Raw genomic sequence first — 17,504 nt, forward strand, 5'->3', positions numbered from 1 at the left:
TGAAAATAAGGTTTTGATTGGAGGGGAATAAAGAATGAACAGACCAAATGTAGACAAAAAAGCTTATTTGGAGAGTTTTTTTGGCCCCAATCTTGGATATGTTATTGAGCAATTTGAAAATTATCAACAAAATCCCGAATCCATTGATCCGGAAATGAGATTGCTATTTGAGCAAATGAATGAAGCTGATTTTTCACTTTTGCAGGATAATGTTCAGGTTGTTCCTGAAACAAGGTCGGTTCAAACAGAAAAAATATTAGCAGCCGTTAAGTTTGCGGAAAATATCCGTGGATATGGTCATCTTGCTGCTAGTATTTATCCTTTAGGAAATAAAAGGGAGGAAGTCGAATTAATTGATCCCGCTTATTACGGGCTTAGTGTGGAAGATTTAAAAGCAATGTCAGCTAACATTATGTTAACCAATCCACCGGCAGCAATTAAAACGGCATATGATGCCTACCTTTGGCTAAAGGAAATCTACACAAAGTCGATTGCTTATGAGTATGACCACGTACATAATGTCGAGGAAAAAAATTGGCTTCGTGATAAAATCGAAAAAGGAAATCTCCACAGCAATTTAACAAACGAGAAAAAGTTAAAAATCACTAAACGGTTAATTGAAGTGGATGCTTTTGAAAAATTCCTTCATAAAACCTTCGTGGGTCAAAAAAGATTTTCAATTGAAGGCTTGGATACAATGGTTCCATTAATTGATGAAATCATTTCAGAAGCAGTGGTTGACGGTGCAGAAACAATTAATATCGGAATGGCCCACCGTGGCAGGCTGAATGTTCTTGCACATGTCCTTGGAAAACCGTATGAGATGATTTTTGCTGAGTTTCAGCATGCCCCAAATAAGGAACTTGTTCCTTCAGAAGGGTCAATTGGAATCAACTTTGGCTGGACAGGAGATGTGAAATATCATCTTGGTTTAAATCGCCAAATTACAGGTGAAAATTCCAAAAAGGCAAAAGTGACACTCGCCAATAACCCAAGCCATCTTGAATATGTGGGAGCTGTTGTTGAAGGATATACAAGAGCAGCACAGGATAATCGAAAAGAAACAGGCTATCCGGTTGAAAACTTGAAGGCTTCGCTTGCAATCTTAATCCACGGGGATGCGGCATTTCCTGGAGAAGGCATTGTAGCGGAAACATTAAATCTTAGCCGATTAAATGGATATCGGACCGGTGGTACTATTCACATTATTTCTAACAACACGATCGGATTTACAACCGAATCTCGTGATTCCAGGTCTACTCGATATGCAAGTGACTTGGCAAAAGGATTTGAAATTCCAATTTTACACGTAAACGGTGACGATCCGGAAGCAGTTCTTGAAGCTGCTGCTTTAGCGGCTGAATATCGCTCAGTATTTCAAAAAGACTTCCTAATTGACTTAGTTGGATATAGACGATTTGGACATAACGAAATGGATGAGCCGATGACAACTAGTCCGCAAATGTATACATTAATTCACAAACATCCGGTTATTAAGGATTTATACGCCGATAAACTTATAGCGGCAGGAATTCTTAAGGATGAAGAGTTTAAACAGATGGAGGCAGAAATTCAGGGGAAACTGCAAGCTGCCTATGAAAAAGTTTCAAAATATAAAGGTGACCACGAGACAGCGGAACCAGAGATTCCGGTATTCCTTGAAGAGGAGCCAACAATCGCAACAAGTGTTCCACAGGATCAGCTAAAACAAATCAATCACGAACTGCTTCAATGGCCATCTGATTTCAAAGTATTTAATAAACTAGAAAAGATTCTCAACCGACGCGTGGATGCATTTGAGGAGAATGGCAAGGTTGATTGGGCGTTGGCAGAAACATTGGCTTTTGCAACCATCTTAAAAGAGGGTACTCCTATCCGGATGACCGGTCAGGATTCCGAACGCGGTACATTTGCGCACCGGAATTTAGTATTGCATGATTCTGTTACTGGAAAGACATTTTCTCCTCTTCATCAAATTTCTGATTCAAAAGCATCATTTGCTATTCATAATAGCCCGTTGACAGAAGCGGCAGTGGTTGGCTTCGAATATGGCTATAATATTTTCGCACCGGAAACACTGGTGATTTGGGAAGCACAATATGGTGATTTTGCGAATGCAGCCCAGGTAATGTTCGACCAATTTATCGCTGCGGGAAGAGCAAAATGGGGACAGAAATCAGGCCTAGTTTTATTATTGCCTCATGGATATGAGGGACAGGGACCTGAACATTCCAGTGGTAGAGTAGAAAGATTTTTACAATTAGCTGCTGAAAAGAACTGGACGGTTGCCAACCTTACAAGTGCAGCACAATATTTTCACTTATTACGAAGACAAGCAGCACTGCTTTTAAAAGAAGAGATTCGACCGCTTGTCATCATGTCACCAAAAAGTTTATTGAGGAATCCGATGGTTTCTTCACCGGCAAGCGAATTAAGTACAGGCGAATTCAGACCGGTAATGGAACAATTTAACCGAGATGGTCAAGAGGATAAAGTAGAGCGAATTGTACTTTGTACCGGTAAAATTGCGATTGATTTAGCTGAGCAATTAAAAAATTACCCAGATAATGAATGGTTGCAAATTTTACGTTTAGAGGAAATTTACCCGTTCCCAACAGAAATTTTAAAAAATATTTTTAACCAATTTAAAAATGTAAAAGAGATTTTCTGGATACAAGAGGAACCGAAAAATATGGGTGCCTGGTATTTTGTAGAACCGCGATTAAATGAAATCGCCACAAATGGTGTTCGTGTTCAATATATTGGTCGCAGAAGACGATCTAGCCCCGCAGAGGGAGATCCAAATGTTCATAAGCTTTATCAATCTAAAATTATAAATGCAGCATTAACGAGGGCAGAAGATGGAGGGTTAAACAATGGCTGAAATAAAAGTTCCCGAATTAGCAGAATCCATTAGTGAGGGTACAATTGCTAAATGGCTAAAAAATGTTGGTGAATTTGTAGAGAAGGGCGAATACCTAGTAGAACTCGAAACAGATAAGGTAAACGTGGAGATTATCTCTGACTATGCAGGAGTTTTAACGGAACAAAAATATGAAGAGGGAGATACGGTTAACGTTGGTGAAGCCATTGCAATCGTAAATGAAAACGCTACAGGTGCCGAAACAACTGCACCTTCAGAAGCGAAACCGGAAGCTGCGGCACAACCGAAGGCTCAACAACCGGTTATGGAATCTTCACAATCTGTTAATGCGAACCCTGCACCTGTTTCAGAAAATACAGAAGGGAACGGGCAGCGTCCGATTGCTTCCCCAGCAGCAAGAAAGCTGGCAAGGGAAAAGGGGATTGATTTACAGAGTGTTCCAACTGCTGACCCACTTGGACGGGTTCGCAAACAGGATGTATCATCCTATCAGCCAAATGCAGCAAAACCGGCTGCTAAAGCGGCGCCTGCTGCACCGGCAGTTGCACAAGATCCGACAAAACCAGTTTTACGTGAAAAAATGTCAAGACGCAGACAAACAATTGCTAAGCGCTTGTTGGAAGTTAGTCAATCAACTGCAATGCTTACAACCTTTAACGAAATTGATATGACTGCCGTCATGGACTTGAGAAAGCGAAGAAAAGATCGGTTCTTTGAGCAACACGATGTTCGACTTGGGTTTATGTCTTTCTTTACAAAAGCTGTAGTTGGAGCTTTGAAACAATTCCCGCTTCTTAATGCGGAAATTCAAGGAGAAGAATTGTTAATTAAACAGTTTTATGATATTGGTGTCGCTGTTTCCACTGAAGATGGCCTTATTGTTCCTGTTGTTCGTGATGCTGATCGTAAATCCTTTGCTGAAATCGAAGGCAACATTGGTGAATTAGCGAAAAAGGCAAGAGACAATAAATTAGCGTTGAGTGACCTGCAGGGCGGTACCTTTACGATTACAAATGGCGGGGTATTTGGTTCCTTAATGTCCACTCCGATTTTAAACGGCCCGCAAGTAGGAATTTTGGGAATGCATAGTATCAAGCTTCGTCCGGTTGCCATTGATAAAGATAAAATGGAGAACCGCCCGATGATGTATATTGCGCTATCTTATGATCATCGAATTGTCGATGGAAAAGAGGCTGTAAGCTTCCTAGCCAAAGTGAAGGAAATGATTGAAGATCCGGAATCACTTCTTTTGGAAGGTTAATACTTTAAATTAGAAAACCGCCGAGAGTTCTCGGCGGTTTGTTACAATTTTAAATAAGAAATCAGCTTTTCTTAAACGGTCTCAATCCACGACGTTGAATTTCATCCTTCAAAATTTTGATCCATTCCTTTTCCTTACCAGACTTTAATGCATCCCGATATGACACAACCAACTGCTCGTTACTCATAATTTTCACCTTAAATGCCCCCTCGGAAAAATGGATTGAATATTCAGTTTTTATTATTGTAATGGTTTTCATTTAAAATGAAAACCCCTTAATCATAAAAATTTCTAACAAATTAATGAAAAGCATTTCAATAGAACCGCGATACGATTCAGGTTAAAATAAAGACAAGCAATAGGAAGGAGATGATTGAGTTGTTACAATTGGATCATATTGTCCATTTTATAAATCGTAACCCTGCCCAAGCAATACTCGAGTGGGAGAAATATGGGCTAAAAGCCATTCGTGGAGGTAGTCATATTAACTGGGGTACCTATAATAGCTTACTGTATTTCGGATTATCGTATATTGAATATTTAGCAGTTGAAAATCCAGAGGTGGCAAACCAATCAGAGAATCCGTTAATATCGCAGCTCTTAAATGACAGCAAACAATTTGAAGGTTTTGGCCAGATTTGTTTCCGAACGAGTCATATTGTCAGGTTAAAGGAAGATTTAAAAACGAAAGGATATCATCCGACGGAAATTTTTGAAGGAAAAAGACTGCGGGATGATGGAGTAGAGATTTCATGGAAGATGTTGTTTATCCAGCAAGACGGACCGCTTCCCTATCCATTTTTCATTCAATGGAATCAGAGTGACCAAGAAAGATTCGAAGATCTAAAACGAACCGGAATGCTGCCGCCAAAGCAGGAAAATCAATCAGTTAAATCAATTTCCTTTGTCGTTTCAAATGTTGAGCAAGTTACTGATGACTGGGCTCGATTGTTGGGAGTACCAATTGAATCTAAAAATAAATTAAAAGTGGGCAAAACTGATCTTGTTTTTCATGATAAAAAGAATAGTGAAATTTTGAAGAGCATCCATAAATTAAAAGGTGACAGACCGTTTCAGGTTGAAATAGATCCACCAATAGCGAAGGAACCAATTATCGTTTTTGGTGATATTCTTACGTGATTTCCTATGTTAAAGACAAAGGTGATTGGAGCGGAAATCAGGAAATCAACAACTAAGTTTAACAGACCAAGTAATTATTAAGTCGAATAAAATACTTAGATGGTTGCGCGTGCCTGCCGTGATTGATTATACTAGAAGATGGACAACAATGGAAAGGGTGGCCGCAATGATCCATTTAACATGGCGTGACCGTGAAACATTAAAAAAAGTAAAATGTGTACATACGGATGCCAAAAAATATATTGTTAATCGTGCTTTAACTGCCGGTAAAGAATATGATGTAAAAAATGAAACAGAAGAATTTTATTACATCGTTGACAATACAGGTAAAGTTGGCGGATTTTACAAAGAATATTTCCAAGAAGTATAAAGACATTCAGACACAGGCATAGCCCGCGGTCAAATTGAAAAATTAGAAATGCCTGGCAATCGCCAGGCATTTTTGCAACAGAAGTTATTTAATCTTTTAAGTCTGGGAAGACGCGGCGGATAGAATCGGAAAATTCTTTAAAGAACCCGGTTACCGGTCTGCCATCGCGAATATCACCGGCCCATTGATTCATTTGACCAAAGAAATCTGGATTGGCAGAAATATAAACATTATCGATATCATGGTCTACTGACTTCACTTTGTCAGAAATTTTATCTTCAAGTTTATTCGTTAATTTATCATTGCCAGACAATTTAACAGCTACATATGCATTATCATCTGAAGCAATTACAGTTGCTGAATCTACTTCGGAAAGGTCGGATACCCGATCTGCCGCTTCGTCGGCCACACTCATTCGATTATCAACATTGTTGTCATTACGGACATCTGTAACGTTATTACGGTTAAGCCCTGTATCAGAATTGTCTACACCCGTAACCGCTGGTCCACCGTGAGGATTATAGTTTACCCTTGTTGGTTCGTTTACGTTTCGATTTCGATTTGCCACATCATCATTAACATTATTTTTACCACACCCTGTTAAGTAAAGACTAAAGACAAGGGAACCAATTAAGAAAGCAGTCTTTTTCATGCTGTCCAAACACTCCTTTTTCTAAGTTGTTTCAAGGATAGCATTCCATTTATAAATAAAAATATTCAAGCGGTTATGACGAAAGAAAAACATGGATATGTTAAAATGAAATGGATTTTTTATTCGGTTATCGAGGTGTTTGAATTTGGTATATTTGTTTGTTGGAATGGGTGGAATCATTGGAAGTTTATTGCGATATGGTTTATCCCTTCTAGCGGTTAATATTTGGGGGGAACGTTTTCCCATCGGCACACTTCTGATTAATTTAACTGGAGCTTTTCTGCTGGGGTGGTTTACAAGCAGGTTTGGTCAATCCAAAAAGCTTCACCCCTATTTTATTACTGCTTTTTCAACAGGAGTGGTTGGTTCCTATACTACCTTTTCGACTTTTTGCTTGGAAACAGTTCGCTTAATGGAAGCGGAGGCTTATATTAAGGGATTGATCTATGTTTTGTTTAGTTTATTTGGCGGTCTTTTATTTGTTAAAATAGGGCAGAATTTTGGGAATGAAACGGGGAAAGCAAAATGACTGAAGTACTTTTTGTCTCACTTGGCGGATTTTTTGGGGCCATTGGCCGCTTTATCATTAGCAAATCGTTTCAAAAACATAATCAATCCGGATTCCCAATAGGAACCTTAACGGTCAATTTAACCGGTGCTTTTTTGTTGGGACTTATTGTTGGAATTCCCGTTAAAGGCCATTTGTATAATCTGCTTGGTGTTGGTTTTATGGGTGCATTTACTACTTTCTCCACCTTTAAGCTGGAACTCTCCGGTCTTAAAAAAGGCAAAAAAAATAAACTTTTTTTTCGCTATTTGGTCATTAGTTATCTTGCGGGAATCATCCTTGCTTTTTTAGGAATATTAATTGGGAAGAAAATATAAAAGGAAGCATCAGATAAAGATGCTTCCTTTTATAATCTTATTTTTGCTTAACGGCTACTTCTTCTTTTTTATGATTTTGATACAATTTTCGGCTGATCATGGTTTGAATGATTAAGAATGTTCCCCCGACTACCCAGTAAAGCGGGAGTGCAGCTGGTGCTTGAAATGAGAACATTACAATCATTAATGGAGATAATAATCCCATATACTTCATTTGCTGTTGCTGCGGGGTAGGCATATTGGATTGAGAGACCTTAAATTGAAAATAATAAATTACACCGGCAATAATCGTAATCGCAATATCAGGGTGACCAAGGCTAAACCATAAAAACTTATGATGAGCAATTTCTTGGGATCCACGTATTGCATAATAGAATCCTGTCAAAATAGGCATTTGGATAAGGAGTGGCAAGCAACCCATATTTAATGGATTGACCCCATGCTTTTGGTAAAGGCCCATCATTTCTGCCTGAAGCTCCTGCTTCTTTTTCGGGTCCGTTTCAGCCTTCATCTTTTTCTGGATGGCATCCATCTCAGGTTTTAGCACGTCCATTTTTTCCTTCATACCCATTTGATTTTTATATTGCTTCAACATTAATGGCATCAGAATGAGTCGGATGACAAGGGTAACAAGGATAATTGCTAATCCATAATTTCCGTTAAAAAAATCTGCAACAGTTTGAATCACAACCGAAAAGGGATGTACAAAATAGGTATGGAAAAAACCAGTACTTTTTCCGCCTTGAGCCTGACTAGAACAAGCTGAAAGTAATAATGTTGTTAAAGATAATAGAGCAATCAATAATAATGAAGATCGTTTTGTTTTCATATTTCCTCCTAAAATGTGTGGTTAGATTGTATATAAGTAATGAGAGGAAACAGAATCTTCAGAATCATCCTGTGAACATTTTTTTCTACGAATATATTTGACAATTCTTATTAGAATAAAATTCCCATTTAAACGGCTTTTTTCTTTATAAAAATAAATAGGGTGAATAATTTTTGTGTCCGCAGGATTAGACAAGGAATCCATAAAGGAATATTTTACACTCCAAGCCAGTAGAAATTTCAAAGAAATCCCTAAATAAAGACTGACATAGAGGGCTGTAAGTGTATTGATATCGGAATGATCAATCAAAATCTGGAACAAAAATTTTCACCTCGCTTTTAAGCCAATGATAAGAGTATAAAGGAGTTTTAGCAAATAATCAAATACTGAATTGTGGAAGGAATAATAGATTATGAGAATCACTATTATCAACTGATTGCGGTTTATTTTTATTGAAAATGAGAAAAGTAAGGATGTTGGTATATTTGCACTAAAGGAGTTTTATTTTTGAAGGATTTAGATGTGCATTCTATTTTTGTCATTGGGTTCGCACTCATCATGCTTGCAGCATTCGTTACAGCCATTGCAAAAAAATTAAAACAACCCTATCCGATTGCATTAGTTTTAGTCGGTGCATTGATTGGCCTTACTGATTTTTCCACTTTAGCATCATTAAAAAACTTTATTACACAGGGGGAGGTTTTTCATTTTGTCATCGTTACCCTGTTTTTGCCTGCGCTTTTAGGGGAAGCATCGCTAAAACTTCCTTTTCCTCAGTTAAAAAATAATAAGCTTCCAATTCTGGCTCTTGCATTTGGGGCAACGTTAATATCTTATTTAGTTGTTGGGTTTTCATCTTATTTTCAGCTGAATTTGTCGATACAAGCTGCTTTTGTTTTTGCCGCATTAATGAGTGCTACGGACCCAGTAAGCGTTTTATCCATATTTAAAAGTGTCGGGGTCAATAAAAAGTTAGCCATCATTGTGGAAGGGGAAAGCTTGTTTAATGATGGCATGGCAGTTGTTCTTTATCAAATTTCAGCGTTTTATTTATTAACTTATCTGGATTTGGGCTGGGAAGGTTTAGGAATGGGAATCTGGATATTTGTAAAGGTCATTTTTCTCGGGCTCATTGTGGGAGGAGCGCTGGGATACGGATTCTCCATTTTAACAAAGTTTTATGATGATTATCCGCTTGAAATCATCTTTAGTATCATTTTATTTTACGGTTCCTATTTATTAGCTGAAAGTGTGCATGGTTCAGGTGTGATTGCCGTTGTTGTAGCAGCTATTATTTTAGGTAATTTTGGGGCAAGGATTGGCATGTCTCCGACAACAAGATTAAACATAGGAAACTTTTGGGATGTTGCCGCCTTATTAGCTAATTCAGTTGTGTTTTTAATGGTGGGTCTCGAAATTACAAGGATCGGCTTAAGCAATAAATGGGGGACGATTATTGGTGCGATTTTGATTGTTTTAATTGCAAGAAGTATTGCGGTCTATTTAAGTCTTATCTTTAATAAAGATTTTCCATGGGCTTGGAAGCATATTATTAATTGGGGAGGACTAAAGGGCTCTCTTTCCATTGCACTTGTATTAAGTCTACCATACAGTTTTAAAGGAAGAGACGAATTGCTAGTGTTAACGTTTTTTGTTGTCCTCTTCTCTTTAGTGGTTCAAGGACTTACGGTCAAACCCCTAATTACAGTCTTAGGTGTTAAGCCCAAAGGACGGGGATCATTGGAGTATGAACATTTGATTGCAAAAATCCATCGATATGATTCAGCCATTGAAGAAATAACCAGGGTGAAAAGGAAATTATTTATAACCGAACCGGTTTCAGCTGAAATGGTTACCGAATATCAGGAAAAAAAATCTCGAGTTGAAACGGAGCTTCAAGATTTATATAAAATTCATTCTGAATTAAAGGAAAAACAGAGAAATTTATTATGGAGACAGGCATTATATGCTGAACATGAGGCAATAAGCCATCTTAATAAAGATGAAGTCATTTCAAATGATATTGCAAATTTGGAGGAAGTCGAAGTAATGGACCTTTTAGTAAAGTTAGATGAAAAAAATCATTAAAAAATGCGGAAGGTTCCGCATTTTTTTAAATCCAATATGTAATGGTATCTAATATTCCGAGAAGGAGTAGAAAGAATCCGGCCGTTTTCTGTATCCGTAAACCAAATTGTCGGCTTTTTTTCATAATTGCCCCATCCATTCCAAGAAACCAAACCATAAACATAAAGATAAGGAGTGGAAGGGATGTACCGATGGCGAAAATACTTGGGAGAACTGCACCGTAACTAGAACCTAGCACAATTGGCATCAGGGTCAGGAAAAACAAAACGAACATAGTTGGGCAAAATGCAATTGAAAAAGTGACTCCCATTATGAAAGATCCGAAAATCCCTCCGCTCTTTTGATTAGGGATAAATGAAAAGAGCCGGTTAATCCAGTTTAATTGGATAATCCCTATTAAAAATAAACCCAAAAGGATAATAAAGGGTCCGATTAATTTACGGAAAATGGCAAAGAAGCTGGTAATCGCTGTTTGGAATTCCTGACCAATCAGCCAAACGGCAAGTCCTAAAGTAGAAAATACTATAATTTTTCCAAAAATAAAGAAGAGTGCCTCCACCCACGTTTTCTTTGTTTGCAGGCTTTTATTTCCGTAAAAAGTAATGGCGCTAATATTGCTGGTAAGCTGACAAGGAGCAAGGGCACCAATTAACCCAAGCAAAAAAGCTGCAAGCAGCGGAATTTGTTTTGTTTCATAAAATAAAACTTGAAACGGACTGCTTAAAACTCTGCTGATTGAACTAAAAGCCTCGTACATATTGACTCACCCCTATAGTGCTGCATATTTCGCTGCTTGTACTATACTATTAATTTATCAAAAATAAATGCAGATAGAAGGGAGTTCACAATATAGTAAGAAAAAACACCGAATCCAAACTGATTCGGTGTTTAGGCCTTCCAATGTGATGTAAGCATTTTGTAAGCATAGTCTACCATTTCCTTTGAAGGCGGTTCCACCCCTTTTAATGGATACTCATGCCCCAATGCCTCCCATTTATATACCCCAAGCTTATGATAAGGAAGAATCTCGATTTTTTTAACATTTTCAAGGGTGCCGATAAATTCTCCAAGTTGTTCAAGGTCCTCCGGGTCATCTGTAACTGTGGGTACAAGGACATGCCGTACCCAAACCGATATCTTACGTTCAGATAAAAACTTTGCAAATTCAAGAATATGATCATTCGCCATCCCGGTTAAGTGAATATGTTTTTTTCGATTAATATGTTTTAAATCAAGTAAGATTAGATCTGTATAATGTAATAACTCCTCGAGCTGCTCTATAAAATGCGTAGAATGTGAGAAGCATCCCCCAGATGAGTCTATTGTGGTATGGATTCCCATCCGCCGACATTCCTTAAATAATTCTGTAAGAAAAGGAATTTGTAGCAAGGGCTCCCCGCCGCTTACGGTAATCCCACCGCCAGATGCTTGAATGAAAGGGAGGTAACTCATGAGATCATCCATCACCTCAGAAACTGTAATTTGTTTTCCCGCGCCAATTTCCCATGTATCGGCATTATGACAAAATTGGCAGCGCAGCAGACAGCCTTGAGTAAAAATTACATAACGAATTCCTGGGCCATCTACGGTCCCTAAAGTTTCGATTGAATGGATATTTCCGTTCATGGTTATTTTCCCCTTTCATTTTAAGGAAGGAGCCCCACCTAAGGGAAGCTCCAATGGTTGATTAAAGTGACTCGTGGAAGGTACGGTTAATTACATCAAGCTGCTGCTCTTTTGTTAATTTAATAAAGTTCACCGCATATCCGGAGACCCGGATGGTTAACTGCGGATATTGTTCCGGATGTTCCATCGCGTCTATTAGTGTTTCCCGATTAAATACGTTAACATTTAAATGATGTCCGGATTTAATAATATAACCATCCAAGATGGATACAAGGTTGCGAACTCTTACATCTTCCTCTTTTCCTAATGCCTTTGGAACAATGGAAAAGGTGTTTGAAATTCCATCCATTGCATAGCTGTATGGCAGTTTTGCGACAGAAGAAAGGGAAGCTAAGGTTCCTTTTGTATCACGTCCATGCATTGGGTTTGCACCTGGTGCAAATGGTTCACCTGTCCGGCGTCCATCCGGTGTATTCCCTGTTTTCTTACCGTAAACAACGTTTGATGTAATCGTTAAAATAGACAAGGTATGAACAGAATCACGGTAAGTGTGGTGCTTTCGAAGCTTTTTCATAAAGTTTTCCACAATTTCTATCGCTATGCTGTCAACCCGATCATCGTTGTTCCCGTATTTTGGGAAGTCTCCAATGGCTTCAAAATCAATGGCAATATTATTTTCATCGCGGATTACTTTTACCTCGCCGTATTTAATGGCACTTAAAGAGTCAGCTACGACACTTAAACCGGCAATTCCTGTTGCCATTGTCCGAAGAATCTTTGTATCATGCAGAGCCATTTCAATTCTTTCATAGCTGTATTTATCATGCATGTAATGGATGATATTTAGCGTATTAATGTATAAACCTGCCAGCCATTCCATCATTTGATCAAACTTTTGCATGACTTCCTCATAATCTAATACATCCGCTTTAATTGGTTGATACTGAGGGCCAACTTGAATTTTTAATTTTTCATCAACACCGCCATTTATAGCATAGAGAAGAGCTTTGGCAAGGTTAGCGCGTGCCCCGAAGAACTGCATTTGCTTGCCAATTTCCATTGCAGATACACAGCAGGCAATACCATAGTCATCGCCATATTCCGGACGCATGATATCGTCGTTTTCATATTGAATGGAGCTCGTTTTAATGGACATCTTCGCACAATAGTTTTTAAAGTTTTCCGGAAGCTGTGCAGACCATAAAACGGTTAAATTTGGTTCCGGTGCAGCACCTAGATTATCTAATGTATTTAGAAATCGGAATGAGTTTTTTGTGACCAAAGGACGCCCATCCAGTGCCATGCCACCGATTGATTCCGTTACCCATGTAGGGTCGCCGCTGAATAATTCATTATAATCAGGTGTGCGGGCAAATTTTACTAAGCGAAGCTTCATAACAAAATGGTCTACTAGTTCCTGTGCCTCTGATTCTGTTAAAAATCCATTCTCTAAATCTCTTTCAATATAAATATCGAGGAAGGTTGAGACACGGCCAAGACTCATTGCAGCACCGTTCTGCTCTTTAATAGCGGCTAAATAACCGAAATACAGCCATTGAAATGCCTCGGCCGCATTTTTAGCAGGTTGGCTTATGTCAAATCCGTAGCTTGCTGCCAATTCTTTTAATTCCTTTAAGGCACGATATTGCTCTGATAATTCTTCACGTAAACGAATCGTTTCTTCTGTCATCACACTGCTTGTATCCCTATAATCCTTTTGTTTTTCTTTTATCAAAAAATCAACACCATATAAAGCGACACGGCGATAATCTCCAATGATACGCCCGCGTCCGTATGCATCTGGAAGCCCCGTAATAATTCCTGCTTTTCGTGCACACAGCATTTCCGGTGTATATGCATCAAAAACACCTTGATTATGGGTTTTACGATAATCAGTAAAAATTCTTTCAATTTCGGGATTTAATTGATAACCGTATGCTTCGCAGGCCTGTTTTGCCATCCGAATCCCGCCAAATGGCTGTAAGGAACGATTGAATGGTTTATCGGTTTGAACCCCAACTACTTTTTCAAGTTCTTCATCAAGATAGCCAGGACCATGAGAGGTAATGGTTGAAACTGTTTCGGTATCCATTTCCAAGACGCCGCCGTTTTCACGTTCCTGTTTGGTAAGATCCATAACTTGTGCCCAAAGTTTATTGGTTGCTTCAGTAGCACCGGTTATAAATGAGTCATCTCCCTCGTATGGAGAGAAATTTTTCAAAATAAAATCTCTAACATTTACTTCTCTCGTCCAAACACCTTTGTTAAAACCTTGCCATTGTTCCATGATTTTTCACCTCTTATTTTCTAAAAACATATAACAGATTTGATATATATATCTTACATTCAGTATAACAGTTAAAATGTGAAATGAATCACAAACAAAAGGGATAATTGTTAAGATATTGTGAATAAAGGGATTGGAGGGGAGGGGAGTCTGCTTTTGTTAGCAAGGGAATATTTCCTGTATTAGAATAATCGAAAGGGGATTGTGGCACTGTTATATAGTAGGTGGAACTAAATAAGAAAAAGCAGGAGGGGAATCTCCTGCTTTTTAATCCACAACTATATCTGCGATCATGGGTCCATTATGTGCCTTATCTGAATGGACTTCACAAACTAAGCGGTAGGTCCCTTCTTTATCAAACTGGAGTGGAACCACCGTCTCTTCTCCCTTTTTTACAGTACCTTTAATGCTGGTGCCCTCAATATAAAAGGGATGTTCTTCCCCGTTTATTCCATTTATATATAACTCGGCCTTTTCACCCTTTTCCAAAACAATGGTACCGGGATCCCAGCGGTATGCTTCTAATTCTTTACCATCCTTTGTTTGTGTTTTATATTCCACCGTAACCATATGAATCTCACGAACTTTTTCATTTGATTGCTGGTTAAACACAGCTGTATCTCCAGCCCTTAATATAAACCAAGCAGAGACTGTTACGAGTACAAACCCAACAGCTAAGAAAAATAACAATGTTTCTTTCTTAAACACTAAAAATCTCATTTCTAACCCCCCACAGATTTGTCCTAATTCATGTTTATGGGACAGGGCTAGAAAACTTGTCTATTTTTTCAAACTTTTAACGCAAAGAATTCTAAACGGTTGGGGATTCATTAAACTGTCTAGAATAGAAGTAAGCAAGGTCAATCAAAAATAAATTGATTTCTTTTTCCTATGGAAAAGTTTATATTAAAATTAGTAGAGAAAAAATAGGTGGTTATCTTGTTGGGGATCAAAAAAGAAAAATTACTAAAATCAGCAAAATTTATCTTTCCACTTTTTTTATTGATTTTTGCCATTGTTGAAATAAAGAAATTCACAGGAAATGTGAACGGACAATTACTAGAGGATGAACTCCATAAATTACATATCAGCATGCTCATTCTAATCCTGGCTATAACTTTTACGGCCGTACTTCCAATGCTGCTTTACGATGTACTGTTAGTTCGAATTCTTGGACTAAAGGTCCCTAAAAAAGAGCTTTTAGAGCAATCCTTCATCGCTAATTCTTTTTCCAATTTAATTGGATTTGGCGGTATTATCGGTGCGATGCTAAGAACCTATTTTTTTCATAGTCTTGAACAGGATAAGCGAAAGCTGCTAGGGGTAATCGCAACTGTTTCCCTTTTTTATTTAACGGGAATTTCAGTCCTATCGTGGTTTGTTACCCTATTCTATCATCACTTTCCATTGTTCAAGGATGTGAAATGGCTGTTTTTTGCCGTACTTGGCGTTGGATTATACTTACCGGTATTTCTATTTATACATATTATAAAAACTAAAAAGGACAGTCCGTCCTTAATTACCATTAACTCGGCAGTCAAACTAATTATTGTATCCGTAGTTGAATGGTTTGCCGTTTTTATGGCCATCTGGATTTTAAGCCAGCTTTTTGGGATTTCGATTTCTTTTGAGCAGCTTTTTCCTGTGTACATCATTGCTGCCTGTGCAGGGATTATTAGTATGATTCCCGGAGGCCTGGGCTCATTTGATTTAGTATTTATTTGGGGAATGCAGGATTTACATATAGCGCAGGAAAAAGTGATTGTGCTTCTTTTATTTTATCGATTTGGGTATTATATTTTACCGTTTTTAGCTAGTATCGTTCTGTTTGTCAAAATGTATTGGGAAAAATGGAACAGAACCTGGAGTAATTTACCAAAATTAATTGTGCAGGGGTTCAGCCATATTGTACTAACCTTGATGGTATTTTTATCAGGATTGATTCTGCTTTTATCAGCAAGTGTACCGGGCATCATGTCGCGTCTTAGGATTGCACAGGAGATCCTGTCATTTCCGATTATAAATGTATCCCATCAGCTCTCGGTTGCCGCGGGTTTCCTTTTATTGGGATTATCAAGGGGCATTGAGTATAGTGTAAAGAGAACGTATGAATTAACCATGTTTGTCTTAATTCTTGCTGCGTTATTCTCTATTTTTAAAGGAATTGATTATGAGGAAGCGATTTTTTTAATTATAGTTGCCCTTCTTTTAAGAATGGCGAAGGGGCAATTTTACCGTGAAAGCTATGTTCTTACATGGGGGAAAACCTTATTTGATGTTACACTAATCTTAATTATTACATCCATGTACATTTTAATCGGTTATTTAAATTTACCTTCAGCCAAATTAGAGATGCCTAGAAGGTTTCTACCGTATGTAATCGTAGATTATCATGACTTATTCAATAGTGCCTTGATCGGGTTGGTTATTGCCTTTTTAATCCTTGTATTTGGTTATTTAAGCAGTAAGCCAAAAAATTGGAAATTTGAGAAATCAAAAGGTCAAGAACAAGAAATCATGTCCCATTTAACGGAATATAAGGCGAAGGTCTTGTCCCATTTAATTTTTCTTCATGATAAGTATATTTTTTGGAACAGTAAAAGGAATGTCCTGATTTCCTTTCAGCAATATGCAGATAAGCTTGTGATCCTAGGAGATCCTATTGGGGAAAAAAGAGAGCTTTCAAATGCGATTGAGGAATTTCAGGAAATTTCAGATCTGCATGGTTTCACACCAGTTTTTTATCAGGTCAGTGATGATATTTTGCCATTGCTCTACGGCAGCGGGTATGCCTTTTTTAAATTAGGTGAGGAGGCATACGTCAAGCTTAAAACCTTTTCACTTTCAGAACATAATATGAAAGATTTACGAACCTTACGAAACAAATTTATCCGGGAAGACTATCAGTTTGAAATTATAAAACCTCCTTTTTCGGAAGATTTATTAAATGAATTAAATGGAATTTCAAACGACTGGCTCCAGGGCAGATCCGAAAAAGGATTTTCTGTTGGGTTTTTTGACCGAGATTATTTAAATAAAGGACCCATCGCCCTTGTGAAAAATCAAAGGAATCAAATTCTTGGTTTTATTACGATTATGCAGGTATACGATGACCAAAACACGGTTTCCATTGATTTGATGAGGTTGAAACCAAATTTACAGGCGGGATTGATTGATTTTCTTATCCTTTCTTTAATTGATTGGGCAAAAGAACAGGGATATGATCGTTTTAATATGGGAATGGCGCCGCTCGCAAATGTCGGTATGTCAAGATTCGCTTCTCTAAGCGAAAAAGTTGCGGCCCAAATTTTCTTTCATGGGCACTTTATCTATGACTTCCAGGGGCTTCGAGGATTTAAAGAGAAATATACAAATATCTGGGAGCCAAAATACCTTGCCTATCGAAGAAAATCCTCACTGGCTTTTACAATGGCACAAATAACTTTATTGATTTCAAAAAAAAGAAGATAAAAAGCCATGGA

15 protein-coding genes are annotated in these 17,504 nt (G+C 38.0%); 8 read left to right on the forward strand and 7 right to left on the reverse strand.

Annotation, left to right across the window (positions count from 1 at the left end; translation table 11 throughout):
• Nucleotides 1–34 precede the first annotated feature (34 nt).
• Both ACFQZ9_RS20325 and odhB read left to right on the forward strand, forming a co-directional pair.
• Nucleotides 35–2,884, forward strand: a complete 2,850-nt coding sequence (locus tag ACFQZ9_RS20325) for a 2-oxoglutarate dehydrogenase subunit E1 (protein WP_498945105.1) — start codon at nt 35–37, stop codon at nt 2,882–2,884.
• Nucleotides 2,877–4,145 (forward strand): 2-oxoglutarate dehydrogenase complex dihydrolipoyllysine-residue succinyltransferase, encoded by a 1,269-nt coding sequence (odhB, locus tag ACFQZ9_RS20330; RefSeq protein WP_498945106.1) that lies wholly within the window; start codon nt 2,877–2,879, stop codon nt 4,143–4,145. The genes ACFQZ9_RS20325 and odhB overlap by 8 nt, the downstream gene beginning before the upstream one ends.
• Nucleotides 4,146–4,206: 61 nt before the next feature.
• Here odhB and sda read toward each other — a convergent pair whose 3' ends face one another.
• Nucleotides 4,207–4,332 (reverse strand): sporulation histidine kinase inhibitor Sda, encoded by a 126-nt coding sequence (sda, locus tag ACFQZ9_RS20335; RefSeq protein ID WP_371261560.1) that lies wholly within the window; start codon nt 4,330–4,332, stop codon nt 4,207–4,209.
• 191 nt (nt 4,333–4,523) lie between these two features.
• On the opposite strand from sda, the gene ACFQZ9_RS20340 reads away from it, so the two are divergent.
• Together ACFQZ9_RS20340 and ACFQZ9_RS20345 are read left to right on the forward strand one after the other, a co-directional pair.
• Nucleotides 4,524–5,285 carry a VOC family protein gene (locus tag ACFQZ9_RS20340; RefSeq protein WP_498945107.1) on the forward strand — a complete coding sequence of 254 codons (762 nt, stop codon included), beginning with the start codon at nt 4,524–4,526 and terminating at the stop codon, nt 5,283–5,285.
• A gap of 166 nt (nt 5,286–5,451) precedes the next feature.
• On the forward strand, nt 5,452–5,655 hold the full coding sequence (locus ACFQZ9_RS20345; protein WP_133338072.1) for a DUF6501 family protein: 204 nt from the start codon (nt 5,452–5,454) through the stop codon (nt 5,653–5,655).
• Nucleotides 5,656–5,743: 88 nt separating this feature from the next.
• Here ACFQZ9_RS20345 and ACFQZ9_RS20350 read toward each other — a convergent pair whose 3' ends face one another.
• A complete protein-coding gene (locus ACFQZ9_RS20350) occupies nt 5,744–6,307 on the reverse strand; it encodes a YhcN/YlaJ family sporulation lipoprotein (protein ID WP_498945108.1) in 564 nt (187 codons plus the stop codon).
• A 145-nt stretch (nt 6,308–6,452) separates the two neighbouring features.
• On the opposite strand from ACFQZ9_RS20350, the gene crcB (ACFQZ9_RS20355) reads away from it, so the two are divergent.
• Both crcB (ACFQZ9_RS20355) and crcB (ACFQZ9_RS20360) read left to right on the forward strand, forming a co-directional pair.
• Entirely contained in the window at nt 6,453–6,836 is a 384-nt protein-coding gene (gene crcB / locus ACFQZ9_RS20355) for a fluoride efflux transporter FluC (protein WP_498945109.1), read from the forward strand.
• Nucleotides 6,833–7,192, forward strand: a complete 360-nt coding sequence (gene crcB, locus ACFQZ9_RS20360) for a fluoride efflux transporter CrcB (protein WP_198308858.1) — start codon at nt 6,833–6,835, stop codon at nt 7,190–7,192. Before crcB (ACFQZ9_RS20355) ends, crcB (ACFQZ9_RS20360) begins: the two co-directional genes overlap by 4 nt.
• A 37-nt stretch (nt 7,193–7,229) precedes the next feature.
• On the opposite strand, the gene yidC is transcribed toward crcB (ACFQZ9_RS20360), so the two are convergent.
• Entirely contained in the window at nt 7,230–8,021 is a 792-nt protein-coding gene (yidC, locus tag ACFQZ9_RS20365) for a membrane protein insertase YidC (RefSeq protein WP_198308857.1), read from the reverse strand.
• Between the two features lie 507 nt (nt 8,022–8,528).
• Here yidC and ACFQZ9_RS20370 point away from each other — a divergent pair.
• Nucleotides 8,529–10,109 (forward strand): cation:proton antiporter, encoded by a 1,581-nt coding sequence (locus ACFQZ9_RS20370; protein ID WP_498945110.1) that lies wholly within the window; start codon nt 8,529–8,531, stop codon nt 10,107–10,109.
• 25 nt (nt 10,110–10,134) lie between these two features.
• On the opposite strand, the gene ACFQZ9_RS20375 is transcribed toward ACFQZ9_RS20370, so the two are convergent.
• The 4 genes from ACFQZ9_RS20375 to ACFQZ9_RS20390 form a co-directional block, all read right to left on the reverse strand.
• Nucleotides 10,135–10,866: an urease accessory protein UreH domain-containing protein gene (locus ACFQZ9_RS20375; protein ID WP_498945111.1), complete on the reverse strand. Its 732-nt coding sequence runs from the start codon at nt 10,864–10,866 to the stop codon at nt 10,135–10,137.
• A 131-nt stretch (nt 10,867–10,997) separates the two neighbouring features.
• The gene (gene pflA / locus ACFQZ9_RS20380) at nt 10,998–11,735 is read right to left on the reverse strand and encodes a pyruvate formate-lyase-activating protein (RefSeq protein ID WP_498945112.1); all 738 of its coding nucleotides are present in this window, start codon (nt 11,733–11,735) and stop codon (nt 10,998–11,000) included.
• Between the two features lie 61 nt (nt 11,736–11,796).
• Nucleotides 11,797–14,022 (reverse strand): formate acetyltransferase, encoded by a 2,226-nt coding sequence (gene pflB / locus ACFQZ9_RS20385; protein ID WP_498945113.1) that lies wholly within the window; start codon nt 14,020–14,022, stop codon nt 11,797–11,799.
• A gap of 267 nt (nt 14,023–14,289) precedes the next feature.
• Nucleotides 14,290–14,742: a cupredoxin domain-containing protein gene (locus ACFQZ9_RS20390; protein WP_198308852.1), complete on the reverse strand. Its 453-nt coding sequence runs from the start codon at nt 14,740–14,742 to the stop codon at nt 14,290–14,292.
• 222 nt (nt 14,743–14,964) lie between these two features.
• Between ACFQZ9_RS20390 and mprF the strand changes: the two genes are divergently transcribed.
• Entirely contained in the window at nt 14,965–17,493 is a 2,529-nt protein-coding gene (gene mprF, locus ACFQZ9_RS20395) for a bifunctional lysylphosphatidylglycerol flippase/synthetase MprF (protein ID WP_498945114.1), read from the forward strand.
• The last annotated feature ends 11 nt before the right edge of the window (nt 17,494–17,504 follow it).

The organism is Neobacillus sp. GCM10027624, assembly GCF_042675345.1.
In the GTDB taxonomy this organism is placed as follows: Bacteria; Bacillota; Bacilli; order Bacillales; family Cytobacillaceae; genus Neobacillus; species Neobacillus cucumis_D.

Coding starts and splice junctions, on each gene's coding strand:
- ACFQZ9_RS20325 (WP_498945105.1), top strand. CDS start 35: ATGAACAGACCAAATGTAGACAAAAAAGCTTATTTGGAGAGTTTTTTT.
- odhB (WP_498945106.1), top strand. CDS start 2,877: ATGGCTGAAATAAAAGTTCCCGAATTAGCAGAATCCATTAGTGAGGGT.
- sda (WP_371261560.1), bottom strand. CDS start 4,332: ATGAGTAACGAGCAGTTGGTTGTGTCATATCGGGATGCATTAAAGTCT.
- ACFQZ9_RS20345 (WP_133338072.1), top strand. CDS start 5,452: ATGATCCATTTAACATGGCGTGACCGTGAAACATTAAAAAAAGTAAAA.
- ACFQZ9_RS20350 (WP_498945108.1), bottom strand. CDS start 6,307: ATGAAAAAGACTGCTTTCTTAATTGGTTCCCTTGTCTTTAGTCTTTAC.
- crcB (WP_198308858.1), top strand. CDS start 6,833: ATGACTGAAGTACTTTTTGTCTCACTTGGCGGATTTTTTGGGGCCATT.
- yidC (WP_198308857.1), bottom strand. CDS start 8,021: ATGAAAACAAAACGATCTTCATTATTATTGATTGCTCTATTATCTTTA.
- ACFQZ9_RS20375 (WP_498945111.1), bottom strand. CDS start 10,866: ATGTACGAGGCTTTTAGTTCAATCAGCAGAGTTTTAAGCAGTCCGTTT.
- pflA (WP_498945112.1), bottom strand. CDS start 11,735: ATGAACGGAAATATCCATTCAATCGAAACTTTAGGGACCGTAGATGGC.
- pflB (WP_498945113.1), bottom strand. CDS start 14,022: ATGGAACAATGGCAAGGTTTTAACAAAGGTGTTTGGACGAGAGAAGTA.
- ACFQZ9_RS20390 (WP_198308852.1), bottom strand. CDS start 14,742: ATGAGATTTTTAGTGTTTAAGAAAGAAACATTGTTATTTTTCTTAGCT.